The sequence below is a fragment of the Actinopolymorpha pittospori genome (assembly GCF_014873875.1).
GTDB classification, from domain to species: domain Bacteria; phylum Actinomycetota; class Actinomycetes; order Propionibacteriales; family Actinopolymorphaceae; genus Actinopolymorpha; species Actinopolymorpha pittospori.
This window is the reverse complement of the sequence record NZ_JADBEM010000001.1, coordinates 4,374,225-4,386,688: the sequence shown is the minus strand read 5'-3', so window position 1 is coordinate 4,386,688 and position 12,464 is coordinate 4,374,225. Positions and strand designations below refer to the sequence as shown.

Sequence of the window (12,464 nt, the reverse complement as noted above, 5' to 3'; positions counted from 1 at the left end):
AAGACCACGATCTCAATGCGCATGAGTGGATTCTTCCGAGCGCTCCCAGTCGGCCGTGAGTGGCACACTTGCCCCTGTGCATGAGGATCCGGCCAGCATCACGTCGTCGTACTCGCCCTGCCCCGCGTGGTGGCGTTCGACCTGACCATCCCGGTGCAGGTCTTCGCCCACGAGGGCCACGGCCGCTACCGGGTCACGCTGTGCACCCCGAACCCCGGACTGGTCCCGACCACCTCCGGGTTCGGCATCGAGGTCCGGGCCGACCTGACGGCGCTGGACCACGCCGACACGGTCGTCGTGCCCGGATACTCGCGCGAGCCCGCGCCCGTCGCGGCACTCGCCGCGCTGCGCCGGGCACACGCGCGAGGTGCGCGGGTGACCTCCATCTGTACCGGCGCGTTCGTCCTCGCCGAGGCCGGACTGCTGCGCGGCCGACGAGCCACCACGCACTGGGCCCACGCGGTCGAACTCGCCCGGCGCCATCCCGACGTCGACGTCGACCCCAGCGTTCTCTACGTCGACGAGGGTGACGTCCTGACCAGCGCGGGTGTCGCTGCCGGGATCGACCTGTGCCTGTACCTGCTGGGCCGCGACCACGGCGAGGCCGCCGCCATCGACCGGGCGCGCAACATGGTCACGCCGCTGCACCGCGCCGGCGGTCAGGCGCAGTTCACCCCGCCGGGCGCCGCCACCGTCGGCGCCGAACTCGCGCCCGTGCTCACCTGGGCGCGCGCGCACCTGCACGAACCACTCACCGTCGCCATCCTCGCCAAGCGAGCCCTGCAGGCGCCGCGCACCTTCAACCGGGCGTTCCGGGCTGCCGTCGGGATGAGCCCGCACGCCTGGCTCACCGCCGAGCGACTACGCCTCGCCTGCAGGCTGTTGGAGGAGCCCGACCTCTCCGTCGACGATGTCGCACGGCGTACCGGCCTCGGCAGCAGCGCCAACTTCCGCCTGCACTTCAAGCGGGCGTTCGCGACCACGCCGAGCGCCTACCGTGCGACCTTCTGCTCCCCCGAAAGCGCCCGTTGACAGATCCTCCTCAGCGGGTGCCGGAGCGGGTGGGTACCCGTTCCGGCCTCCCCGAGGCGGCCGACCGGTACGCCGCGTCGAGGAACGCCACGGTCGCGGCTGCCGCGCCACCAGGTGCACGGTTCGGCCCCCGGCCCGCGAGCAGGTCGGCGAACGACCGCGCCGGCGCGAAGGTCGGGTACGCCGGCCCCTCCGTCGGCGGGAGGCACTCGACCCGCGTTCCCTTGTTGCGGTGGAGCGTCGCGTGTGCCGCGAGCATGTCGTACTCGACCCGCCCGCGCGATCCGAAGTAGGTGACCCGGTGCCGGGCCGGCTGGCCCTCCACCGCGGTCCCGCTCGAGGTCACCGTCCCGATGCCCCCACCGGCGAACCGGAACGTCATGACGTCCACCAGGTCGACCGGAAGGCCGCGACGGTCCATGTAGCAGAAGACCTCCTCGACCTCCCGGCCGGTCGCCCACATCACCGTGCCCATCAGGTGGGTGACCTGGGTGTGCCCCTGGCCGCCGCCGGACTTCCCCGGATCGGCGTACGTGCTCGGATGCGGCCGGGAGGGGTCCAGCGGGTCCTCCCCACCGGCGAAGAGGGTCTGGGTCCCGGAGATGAACTCCGCCGCCACACAGATCAGGTCCCCGATCTCCTCGCGTACGGCGGTCCGCGCGAAGTCGGCGGCCGGGGTGTGGTGGTAGGTGTAGCCGACGGACAGGTGCAGCCCGGACGCCGCCGCGATGTCGACCAGCTCGTACGCCTCGGACGCGTTCGTGGTCATCGGCTTCTCCACCAGCACGTGGACGCCGGCGCGTAGGGCGGCCCGGGCCAGCCCGTGATGCGTCGTGTGCGGCGTCGCGATCACGACACCGTCGACGACGTCCGCGTCGAGGAGGTCCCGGACGTCCCCGAAGACCTGTGCCACCCCGAACCGCTCGGCCACCTCCTTGGCCCGCTCGGCACGCGGCTCACAGACCGCCACCAGGTTCGCCCCCGCGTACTCGGCGAGGGCGGGCAGGTGTGCCGTGGTGGCCCACCAGCCGGTGCCGACGACCCCGATCCGCGGGGCACTCATCGCTCGCGCCGTTCACGCGCGGATGGTACGGCCGGCAGGAGTTCCACCGACGGGGCCAGGGTCAGCCCGAAGCCCGGCTTGTCACCGACTGTCAACCAGCCCTTGTCGGGGATGTCCTCACCTTCCAGAAGCGGCGCGTGCTGTGGGGCGACGCTCTCGCCGTCGGCGGAGAGTACGGGGAACTCCGCGAGGTCTCCCCCGGGTTGGGTCACCACGAAGTGGTAGTTGGGCATGCCGCAGGTGTGCGGGATCACCCGGACGCCGTACACCCGGGCGACGTCGGCGATGCGGAGCACCTCCGTCATGCCGCCGCACCAGCCGAGGTCGGGCTGGATCACGTCGACCCCGGCCTCACACAGCAACCGGAAACCAGCCGCGGTGTACTCGTGCTCCCCGGTGTTGAGTGTCATGGTCGGCGGCATCCGGTCCCGGATCCGGCGCAGCCCCGCGTAGTCGTCCGGCGGCAACGGCTCCTCGATCCAGGTGAAGCCGAGGGGCTCGACCGCGTGGGCGAGGCGTACGGCGTAGTCGACGTCGAGCGCCATCCAGCAGTCGTACATCAACGGGAAGTCGGCAGGTACGGCGTCACGGGCCTCCCGCGCGACCGCGACGTTGTTGCGGAACCCGGCCTCCCCCTCCGACGGCCCCCACACCAACGGGAGCTTCGCCCCCGCGAATCCCAGCGCGGCGGCCGTCTCCGGACGCGGGCCGGTGGCGTAGACCTGCACGGCGTCGCGGATCCTGCCGCCGATGAGCGCGTGCACGGGTTCCCCGACCACCTTGCCGTGCAGGTCCCACACCGCGAGGTCGACGGCGGAGATCGCGTGCAGGACCAGGCCCTTGCGGCCGTAGCGCAGGGTGCTTCCGAACATCCGGTCCCAGATGCGGGTGTGCGCCGAGGCGCGCTCGCCGATGACGAGCCGAGCGAGGTGCTGCTCGATGATCGCCGCCGCGGCGAGACCCGTGCTCGTGGAGATTCCGACCTGCCCGGACTCCGACTCCACCTCGACGACGATCGTTCCACCGTCCGCCGCGCCGATCCCGGCGTCGCGGTTGTCCCTGAACTCGGCGTACTTCGTCATCGGGTTGGCGACCTTGCCGCCCAACCAGTGGTCGCGGCGGTTGGGTTGCCGTCCCTCCGACGCTGTCGCCGACTCCTGCTTGGCGACGAACGACGCGCGAACGTCGACGATGCGATCAGCTGTCACGATGCACTCCTTGTCGTCGGTGCCACGATCCGGTTGCGGAGGAGGCCGAGCCGCTCCACCTCCAACTCGATGACGTCCCCGACGGCGAGCTTCCGGTCCTGCTCCATGCCCGAACCGCCACCGACGGTCCCGGAGCCGAAGACCTCGCCCGCGCGGATCCGCTCGCCCCGCGAGGCGTGCGCGATCATCTGCTCGAACCGCCAGTGCATGTCGGCGGTGCTGCCGTTCGTCCAGGTCTCACCGTTGACCCGGGCGGTCATCGTCAGGGCGTACGGGTCCGGAACCTCGTCCACGGTGACGAGGCACGGCCCCAGCACGTGTCCACGCAGGAAGTCCTTGCCCTTCGCGGGTCCGAGGCCGACCGCCATCTCCTGGGACTGGATGGTTCGGGCGGAGAAGTCGTCGTACACGGTCCATCCGAAGACGTGGTCGAGCGCGTCCTCCTCGGCGATGTCGACTCCCCCGGTCCCGACCACCGCCGCGATCTCGAACTCGAGGTCGAGGGCGTCGGCGTAGGACGGCACCGGTATGTCGTCTCCGTGCGCGCCCATGGCCGTCGGGTTTCCCTTGTAGTAGACGGGAAGCTCGTACCACTGCGCCGGGATCTCCCGGCCCAGACGCGGATAGACGTTGTGCAGGTGTTGCTCGAACGCCATGAAGTCGCGCAGCAGCGGCGGCTCGGGCACCGCGGCCAGCAGGCCCACGCCCCTCGTGTCGTAACGGACCTGCGCACCGGTCGGGTCGGTCTCCCAACCGGACTCGATCGCCGCGGCCAGTGCCTCGCGCGCCGCGTCCAGGGTGGGCGCACCGCCTTCGACGAACGCAGTGACGTTGGCCGGTACGAGGGCCGCGGCGATCCGCCGCGCGGCTTCAGGCGTAGCGCCGGCTCGCGCGAGGTGACATCGGGCGGCGGCGCCGAGGTCGACCATGGTGCCGATGTCGGCGTCGCCGTCGACGAGAGCGCCGAGGTGGCGGGTCCGGCCCGCCACGCCGGCGATCTCGAAGGAGACGAGCCTCATGCGACGACCTGGGTGTAGACCTCGCGCTCGCGCTTGGTCAGCATCGGCACGACCTCACCCTCGACGATCTCCTTGAAGTGCGGCGTCTCCCGGTGGGCGAGCAGGGCCGCCTCGTCGGTGTAGACCTCGTACAGGCAGAACAGGTCCTCGACCTCGGTCGACCTGTTCGCCTGGTAGAGCAGGCAGCCCGGCTCGTCTGCCTTGACCCGCTCGGCCATCCGCGTCAATGCCTCTTTGACAGCATCGGACTTGCCGGCGGTGACGTGGTACCTCGCGATCAGCGTGACGGCCATGGCCGGACTCCTTCGTCGGTTGTGGAGATCGGTTGTCGAATCGGTTGTGGAGATGGGGAGATCAGCTAGGGAGAAGGAACCGGGACGGGTCGGCGGGTCTCGAGCACCCGCGCCAGGGTGCCTCCGAGGACCAGTTCGAGGTCCTCCTTCGCGAGGAAGTCGGCGTAGGAGCGGACCACCTCCAGCGACTGGGTGTAGGTGAGGAAGTGCCGCGATGCCGGGAAGTCCGATCCCCAGCACAGCCGGTGCGGCCCGTACGCGGCGAAGAGCCGCTCGAACACAGGCCGCGCATCGTCGTAGGCGAAGTCCCAGCCGCGGGCCGAGTGGTAGTGGAAGCCCGACACCTTGACCAGCATGTTCGGCTCCCGCGCGGAGGTGAGCACCTCGGCGAGATCGGACTCGAAGCTGGGACGCCTGGCCGACACTCCGCCGAGATGGTGGACGAGGATCGGCAGGGTGGGAAACTCCCGCGCGATCGCGCGAAGGTCGGCCTGCCACGCCGGAGCGACGGCGAGGCTCGCCACCAGGTCGAGTTCGGCCGCGGCGGCGAAGAACTCCCGTCCCTCCTCGGAACGGAACCATCCGTCGTTCGTGGCCCGGACGTAGTGGGTGAAGCCGGTGATCCCGAGTCGTTCCGCGGTCTCCCGAAGCCGTCCCGCCGCGCCCGGGGTGTGGTGCTCGGGGCGCCAGGAGCAGTCGACGTCCGCGATGACGGCGATGCGGTCCGGATGCCGCTGGGCGGCCTGCGCGGCGTACTCGTTGTTGTCCTCGTTCGCGAACGCGCCCTCGCCGATCCGGGCGCAGACCAGCGCGGCCCGCTCGACCTCGTGCACGTCCATCTCGAACAGGAGTTGCTCCACGCTGCCCCGGGTGTCCGGGTCGGGCACCGGCGGGTCGTACGGCCAGCGTCGCCACGCATGGCAGTGACTGTCGAGGATCACGCTGCACCTCCGGGTTGGGCGAGCCCGTCGCGGATAGCCACCACCCGGCGGGTCAGCAGGGCGCGTGGCTCCGTGCCACGGAAGAGGCGCTCGATCTCCTCGACCATGAGCCCGAAGAAGCGCGTCCGTGACTCGACGGTGGTGCCCGCGACGTGCGGGGACAGGAAGACGTTCGGCAGTGCGCGGATCTCGGCGTCCGGGGGTACCGGCTCCGGGTCGTGGACGTCGAGGCAGGCGACGACGTCGCCGCGACGGAGCCGGGCGAGGAGCGCCACCGAGTCGACGATCGCGCCGCGCGAGACGTTGACGAAGACCGTGCCCGGAGCCAGCAGGCCGAGTTCGCGGGCACCGAGCAGGCCACGCGTACGTGGGGTCAGCGGCGCCAGGCAGACGACCACGTCCGTACCCGCGAGCACCGCGTCCAGCGGTGCGAACGTCACGCCGAGCGCATCCGCGAGCTCACGCGGGGAGTACGGATCGTGGACGAGCACCTCGACCCCGTAGGGCCGGACCAGCTCCACGAGGCGCCAGGCGATGTGGCCGAACCCGATCAGGCCGACGCGCTTACCGGTCAGCTCGGTACGTCGTTTCCACCGGCCGACGTCCCGCATCCCCAGCACCATCAGCGCGAGCGCCCACTCCGCGACCGGGTACGACGAGCCGTGGGTGGTGTCCACGACCAGGACGCCGTACCGGTCGGCTGCGTCGACGTCGACACGTCCGGCGAACCGGTCACCTTCGAGCTCGCCCACCATCGCCAGCCCCGGTGCGGCGGCCAGGACCCGCTCGGTCACTCGGGGCGCTCCATGGCACACGACGAGCGCGTCGAGGCCGGCCGCGAACTTCGCCAGCTCCGCTTCGGAGTCGGCGTCCGGCGGCGGCTGGGCGGCTACCGACCGCAGGCCGGTGAAGTCGGCGTAGCGCACGTCGGCGATCGCGGTGAGGCGCGCCAGGTCGTCCGGGGCGAGGTAGTGCTCGCGCACCTCGGCGTCGCAGGCGACACCGACGACCGGCCGCTTCCCTGGCGCCGCCGAACCCCCGGGCTCCTCCGGCGTCCCCGCCACGACAGGGCCGGACGTCGCGCTCGGCTCGCTCATCTGATCGCCACCGAGCCGTCCTCACGGACCGGCGCCCCCACGCGGAGGGTCCGGACCGGCGTACTGGCCAGGCCGGCCTCGTCCAGCTCCATGCCCAGGCCCGGCGCGTCCGGCGGGTACAGCCACCCGTCGACGAGCGGTACGACGCTCTTCACGACCGCGCTGGCCGCCGTGTTCTCCTGCTCGACGTGTTCCTGCGCCTCCCAGTTGGGCACCGTGATCCCGAGGTGCACGTGCGCGGCCGTCGCGACCGGGCCGGACGGTACCGCGTGCGGCAGGACGCCCTGGTGGCGCGCCTCGGCGAGGGCGCAGATCTTGCGGACGTGGGTGATCCCGCCGGCGATGCCGACGTCGGGCCGGACGTAGGCGAGACCGCCCTGTTCGACGTACTCCGCGAACTCCCAGATCGTGGTGTTGCGTTCTCCCGCCGCCATCGGCACCCGCACCTTCTTCGCCACCTCACCGAACGCGTACACCGAGTCCGGCGGGATCGGGTCCTCGACGAAGAGCGGCCGCAGCGGGGCGATCTCCTCACACAGCAGGACCGAGTCGCCCGGCGCCATGTTCCGGTGCAGTTCGATGCCGACGTCGAGTTCCCAGCCGACCGTCTCCCGGATCGCGGTGAACCGCCCGACCAGGTCGGCGATCCGCTGCGCCTGCCGCATCCCGTGGTGTTCGTGGCCGAAGAGGATCACCTTCACCGCGGTGTATCCGGCCCGGACCGCGTCGGCGCACGCCGTCGCGACCTCCTCGGCGGAGTGTCCGGAGATGACCTTCATGGCGCGGACCGCGCGCCGGCTGCGGCCGCCGAGCAGTTGCCACACCGGCACCTCGAAGTGCCGTGCCTTGATGTCCCACAGGGCCTGGTCGATGGCGCTGATCGCGCCCCCGACGACCATGCCGCGGAAACACAACGTCCGGTACAGGTGCAGCCAGTGGGCCTCCACGTCGAACGGGTCGGCTCCGACCAGGTAGTCGCGGAAGGACTCGACGACCTCGCCGACGGCGCCCGGCCAGCCGAAGCAGGTCGACTCGCCGATCCCGGTGATGCCGGTGTCGGTGGTGAGACGTACGTACAGGGCGCCGCCCGCCGGGAACGTCTCGACCGACTCGATCCGGGTCGTTGGCATCTGCCTCATCCCTTCGGGTACACGAAGTCGGGTTCGACGCGCACGCGCGGAGCCGCGATCAGCTCCACGACGATCCCGGTGCCGCCGGGCGGGGCGAAGTAGGCGAACGCGCCGTCGCCCTCGGCGCCGAACCCCCGCGCGCTCTGCAACGGGGTGAAGCCGCGTTCGAGGTGGTCGCGGACGGCCGCGGGATGGTCCTCGACGTAGGTGCCGAGATGCTGGAGTCCTTCTCCGTGCCGCTCCAGGTGCTCGGCGAAGATGCTCGGCCCGGTGAGCGGCTGCACGAGTTCGAACTGCACGTCGCCTGACCAGGCGAGCGCGTGCCGGAGGGAGAAGTCGACGCGTTCGCCGCGGTGGACGCAGTCGCGTAGCCGTGGCGGGGCGAGGGTGTAGGCCGTCCAGGGACCCACGCCGAGGACGCCCGCCCAGTGGCGTACGGCGGCGTCGAGGTCACGGACGACGAGGGCGACCTGGCGGAACGGCGCGGCGGCCGGAAACAGCCCGGCCGGCCCGGGAGCCTCGGTCTGGCTCGACGGTTCGGTCTGGTTCGACGGTTCGGTCTGGTTCGACGGCTCGGTCACCTCGACGCCACCTCCCCCGATCCGGCGAGCAGGTCGAGCCCTTCGTCGATCTCGTCCTGGTAGGCGTGGACCGCGCCGGAGAGCACGTCCTCGACCCGCACCGGGGCGCCGGCGACGCCGGACTCGAGGACGGCGAGGACACCGGCGACCGCTCGCGCGCCGGCGAGCCCGTCGACCTCGGGCGGCCGACCCGTCAGCACGGCGTCCACGAAGTCGGCGATCTCGACGGCGAGGTAGCCGGCGTCGATCTCGGCGAACTCCACGTCCCCGCCGGTACCGTCGGGACCGAGCAGCGCCACCGTCCGTTGGTCGAGGGTGAACGCGTCGCCGAGTGCGGCGCGCAGATCCGCGCCACGAAGGACACCGTCGGCGCGGTGCACCTCGACCTCGCCGTCCGTCCGGTCCCGCGGAATCACCATGGAGCCGGCCGAACCGTGGATCGTTCGTTGGACGTAACGCAGGCCCGGCCCGGACGGCACGTACGCGAGTTGCACCTCCACACCGGAGGTCGTACGAAGTTGGGCGAGCAGCGAGTCCTCGCCGGTGGCGTGCACGGCGTCACCCTCGGCGCTTCGGCGTACCGGCTCGGCGACGATGCCCCGGCCGTACGCCGTCTCGACCGGGCCCAGGTAGAACTCCACCAGGTCGGTGAGATGCACGCCCATGTCGAGGGCGATCGACCCGCTCTGCTTGAGGTGCCGCCACGGCGTGATCAGGACCCGGTCGCTGCCGCCGACCATGAGCTGCACCATCAGGTGGAGGCGCCCGAGCAGCCCCGCGTCGACGACGGCGCGGGCCATCCGGTTGGGCCCGCCGCGCCGGTAGTTCTCCGCCGTCGCGAGGACGGCACCGCCCTCGCGGGCGGCGTCCAGCATCGCCTGGCAGGCCCGCATGGTGAGCCCGAGCGGCTTCTCCGACAGCACGTGCCGGCCTCGGCGCAGCGCCGGGACCGCGATCGCGTGATGGCTCGACGGGTCGGTGACCAGGTCGAGTGCCGCGATCCATTCGTCGGCCAGTACGCCGTCCAGGTCGGTGTGCACGACGGGACGCCGACCGAGCAGGCGCTCGGCGTCGTCGGCGAGTGCCTGGGCGGCCTCGACCCGGAGGTCGTACACCGCCACCAGGTCGCCCTGCCACAGGCCCGACCGGGCCAGCGCGGCGTAGCCGGACAGGTGCCGCCGGCCCATACCGCCGCAACCCACGAGACACAGGGGAAGCCGATCGGAGGGCCCGGGATTGCTCGTTGGTGATCTCACTCGCAGGACCTCACTCCCAGGAGGGAAAGCGGAGACGGCCGCGGGGTGCGGCCTGTCCATCAGCGGAGTCGCTTCAGCCGTTGCTGCGTCGCGGGAACTGCGTGATCGCCATCGGTAGGTCGCCAGGGGTGGTCGCAGTGTCAGAGTCCACGTCTTGGCGCGGGTGAGGAAGGTCAACGGCCCGAACAGGCCACGTGCCGCAAACGGTCATCCACTCGGGCGGCCCGGCCAGGGACCGCTTCGACGACGGCCCTGATCGTCCAGCACCGCGGCGATGTCGGTGCTGTCGGTGCTGTCGGTGCTGTCGGTGCTGTCGGTGTTGTTGTCGGCGGGCGCCACTAGCGTGCGCGCATGCGCTTCTCGGTGACGACCGGTGCGGCCGGGCCAGGCCTCGACCCGGCAGGCCTCGCGGAGTTGGCGGCGCTGGCCGAAGACGCCGGCTGGGACGCCTTCCTGCTCGAGGATTACCTCGTCTACCAGGGCCAGGTGGACACCCCGACCTACGACCCGTGGATCTCCCTGGCGGCCATGGCCACCACGACGCGGCGGATCCGGCTCGGGACGACCGTGACACCACTCCCACGCCGCCGGCCCTGGAAGCTCGCGAGCGAGGCGGTCTCCCTCGACCACCTCTCCGGCGCCATCCTCGGCGTCGGCTCCGGAGACGCGGGCGATCCAGGTGTGGCAGCGGTGGGAGAGGCGACCGAGCCTCGGGTTCTGGCCGAACGCCTCGACGAAGGGCTCGCGATCCTCGCCGGGCTCTGGAGCGGACAGGAGGTCCACCACGAGGGGGCGCACTACCGCGTCGACGGTCTGCGGCTCGCCGCGACACCCGTCCAGCGGCCCCGAATACCGATCTGGGTCGGCGGCAACCTCCTGGTTCCCTCCGTACGCCGTCGCATCGCGCGCTGGGACGGCTGCTGTGCCTACAAACGTCTCGCCAACGGGGTCGGGGTCGCGATCACACCTGAGGACGTTCGTGGCATCCTCGCCCTCGTCGCCCAGGAACGCGGCACCGCCGAGGGCTTCGACGTGAAGGTCAGCGGGACGGACGATCCCGCCGAGATCGCCGGCCTGGCGGAGGCGGGGGCCACCTGGTGGGGCCGGTGGATCGAGCCCGGAGACCCGGGCCGCGTCCGGGAGATCATCGTGTCGGGGCCCCCGCGCGTCTGAAGCGGGACACGTCACGTCGGTCTGATAGAGAAGGGGCGACAGACCTCGGACCGATGGAGACGACATGACGACCTCTAAGCGCACCCTCGGACGCTCCGGCATCGCGGTGAGCCCCATCGGCTTCGGCTGCTGGGCGATCGGCGGCCCGGCGTTCCGCGACGGCAACCCGATCGGCTGGGGCAAGGTGGACGACGAGGAGTCGGTGGCCGCGATCCACGCCGCCCTCGACGCCGGCGTGACCTTCTTCGACACCGCCAACGTCTACGGTGCCGGCCACAGCGAGCGGGTGCTCGCCCGAGCACTCGCCGGGAAGTGGGACGACGTGGTCATCGCCACGAAGTTCGGCAACCTCATCGACGAGGACGCCAAGCAGGCGGTCGGCCGCGACGCATCCCCCGCGTCGATCCGTGAGCAGTGCGACGCGAGCCTCGCCCGGCTCGGCACCGACGTGATCGACCTCTACCAGTTCCACATCGGCGACTACGACCCCGTGCAGGCCGAGGAGGTCGTCGGCGCGCTCGAGGGGCTCGTGGAGGCTGGCAAGATCCGGTCGTTCGGCTGGAGCACCGACGACCCCGAGCGGGCCAGGGTCTTCGCCCGCAGCCCGCACTGCGCCGCCATCCAGTTGCACGCCAACGTCATCGACGACAACGCGACGATGGTCGACCTGATCGAGTCCGAGAACCTCGCGGGCGTCAACCGTGGGCCGCTCGCCATGGGCGCCCTGACCGGCAAGTTCGACCGCCAGACGACGTTCGCCGACGACGACGTGCGCCGCCGGTTCGACTTCTCCGGCAAGGAGGGACGCACCCTGGACGCGCTCGAGCGGATCCGCGACGTCCTCACCTCCGGCGGCCGCACCCTCGCGCAGGGTTCGCTGTGCTGGCTGCTCGCGCGGACCCCGGCCTTCGTGCCGATCCCCGGCATCCGCACGGTCGCGCAGGCACAGGACAACGCCGGCGCGATCGCGCACGGGCCGCTGAGCGAGTCGGAGATGGCCGAGATCGAGAGCACCCTGAAGCAGCTCTCGCTGCGCTGAGCCTGACCGGGCTTCGCCGGGTTCGTTCCAGCGGTTTCGCCCAGAGACGGTCTGGGTCGATGCGCGCCCGTCACGGTGGTGGTGTCAGCCGTGGCGGGCGCGCATACTCGTCCCTGCGAACGCGTACCGCCGCGCCCAGCTTCGCTGCTGGGCTCGCGCCCACGGGAAGGACCGCCACGATGCGCAGCGAGGCGCCAACCCCCGAGCCCTCCACCACGACGATCACCCCCTGGCTGTCGGTGCACCATGGGCGGACAGCGGTCGACTACTACCGGGCCGCCTTCGGCGCGGATCTGGTCTACAGCCTCGAGGATGACGACGCAGGCATCGTCGTCGCCCAGCTTGCCGTTGCCGGCGCGGGGTTCTGGATCGAGGAAGACCGCGACGCCGGCCCCGGTTCCGTCGGCAGCGCGTCGCGCATGGTGCTGACGGTCGAGGATCCGGACTCGCTGTTCGACCGGGCGGTCGCCGCCGGAGCAACGGAGATCGCGGCGGTTTCCGTCGACCACGGCTGGCGTACCGGACGCCTGGCCGATCCGTTCGGCCATCACTGGGACATCGGAAAGCCCGTCCCGTCCGACCCTGGCGCCACGCCGTAGCGGCGCTCACCCCGTCGCCAGGGCGTGTTCTCG

At 71.5% G+C, this 12,464-nt stretch carries 13 protein-coding genes and 1 pseudogene; 5 read left to right on the top strand and 9 right to left on the bottom strand.

Going from position 1 to position 12,464, the window contains the following annotated elements; genetic code table 11:
- Positions 1-111: 111 nt before the first annotated feature.
- Together HEB94_RS52610 and HEB94_RS52605 are read left to right on the top strand one after the other, a co-directional pair.
- Positions 112-573, top strand: a pseudogene (locus tag HEB94_RS52610) (AraC family transcriptional regulator); the annotation flags it as partial.
- 57 nt (positions 574-630) lie between these two features.
- The gene (locus HEB94_RS52605) at positions 631-1,032 is read left to right on the top strand and encodes a helix-turn-helix domain-containing protein (protein ID WP_273378137.1); all 402 of its coding nucleotides are present in this window, start codon (positions 631-633) and stop codon (positions 1,030-1,032) included.
- A gap of 10 nt (positions 1,033-1,042) precedes the next feature.
- Here the strand turns inward: HEB94_RS52605 and HEB94_RS20695 are convergent, their stop codons facing one another.
- The 9 genes from HEB94_RS20695 to HEB94_RS20655 form a co-directional block, all read right to left on the bottom strand.
- Positions 1,043-2,095 (bottom strand): Gfo/Idh/MocA family protein, encoded by a 1,053-nt coding sequence (locus tag HEB94_RS20695; protein ID WP_192751431.1) that lies wholly within the window; start codon positions 2,093-2,095, stop codon positions 1,043-1,045.
- Positions 2,092-3,303 (bottom strand): L-rhamnonate dehydratase, encoded by a 1,212-nt coding sequence (gene rhmD / locus HEB94_RS20690; protein ID WP_192751430.1) that lies wholly within the window; start codon positions 3,301-3,303, stop codon positions 2,092-2,094. The genes HEB94_RS20695 and rhmD overlap by 4 nt, the downstream gene beginning before the upstream one ends.
- Positions 3,300-4,322, bottom strand: coding sequence for a fumarylacetoacetate hydrolase family protein (locus HEB94_RS20685; RefSeq protein ID WP_238361581.1), 1,023 nt, complete (start codon positions 4,320-4,322; stop codon positions 3,300-3,302). Before HEB94_RS20685 ends, rhmD begins: the two co-directional genes overlap by 4 nt.
- Entirely contained in the window at positions 4,319-4,615 is a 297-nt protein-coding gene (locus HEB94_RS20680; protein WP_192751429.1) for a putative quinol monooxygenase, read from the bottom strand. Before HEB94_RS20680 ends, HEB94_RS20685 begins: the two co-directional genes overlap by 4 nt.
- Before the next feature lie 65 nt (positions 4,616-4,680).
- Positions 4,681-5,556, bottom strand: a complete 876-nt coding sequence (locus tag HEB94_RS20675) for an amidohydrolase family protein (protein WP_192751428.1) — start codon at positions 5,554-5,556, stop codon at positions 4,681-4,683.
- Positions 5,553-6,653 carry an NAD(P)-dependent oxidoreductase gene (locus HEB94_RS20670; RefSeq protein ID WP_192751427.1) on the bottom strand — a complete coding sequence of 367 codons (1,101 nt, stop codon included), beginning with the start codon at positions 6,651-6,653 and terminating at the stop codon, positions 5,553-5,555. The genes HEB94_RS20675 and HEB94_RS20670 overlap by 4 nt, the downstream gene beginning before the upstream one ends.
- Entirely contained in the window at positions 6,650-7,783 is a 1,134-nt protein-coding gene (locus tag HEB94_RS20665; RefSeq protein WP_192751426.1) for a mandelate racemase/muconate lactonizing enzyme family protein, read from the bottom strand. Before HEB94_RS20665 ends, HEB94_RS20670 begins: the two co-directional genes overlap by 4 nt.
- Positions 7,784-7,788: 5 nt before the next feature.
- On the bottom strand, positions 7,789-8,364 hold the full coding sequence (locus HEB94_RS20660) for a VOC family protein (RefSeq protein ID WP_192751425.1): 576 nt from the start codon (positions 8,362-8,364) through the stop codon (positions 7,789-7,791).
- Positions 8,361-9,566, bottom strand: coding sequence for a Gfo/Idh/MocA family oxidoreductase (locus HEB94_RS20655; protein WP_192751424.1), 1,206 nt, complete (start codon positions 9,564-9,566; stop codon positions 8,361-8,363). The genes HEB94_RS20660 and HEB94_RS20655 overlap by 4 nt, the downstream gene beginning before the upstream one ends.
- A 405-nt stretch (positions 9,567-9,971) precedes the next feature.
- Here HEB94_RS20655 and HEB94_RS20650 point away from each other — a divergent pair, with 405 nt between their 5' ends.
- The 3 genes from HEB94_RS20650 (at position 9,972) to HEB94_RS20640 (ending at position 12,431) form a co-directional block, all read left to right on the top strand.
- Complete coding sequence (locus HEB94_RS20650; RefSeq protein WP_192751423.1) at positions 9,972-10,793, top strand: LLM class flavin-dependent oxidoreductase; 822 nt, start codon at positions 9,972-9,974, stop codon at positions 10,791-10,793.
- Between the two features lie 64 nt (positions 10,794-10,857).
- Positions 10,858-11,832, top strand: coding sequence for an aldo/keto reductase (locus tag HEB94_RS20645; protein ID WP_192751422.1), 975 nt, complete (start codon positions 10,858-10,860; stop codon positions 11,830-11,832).
- Positions 11,833-12,011: 179 nt separating this feature from the next.
- Complete coding sequence (locus tag HEB94_RS20640; protein WP_192751421.1) at positions 12,012-12,431, top strand: VOC family protein; 420 nt, start codon at positions 12,012-12,014, stop codon at positions 12,429-12,431.
- Positions 12,432-12,464 lie beyond the last annotated feature (33 nt).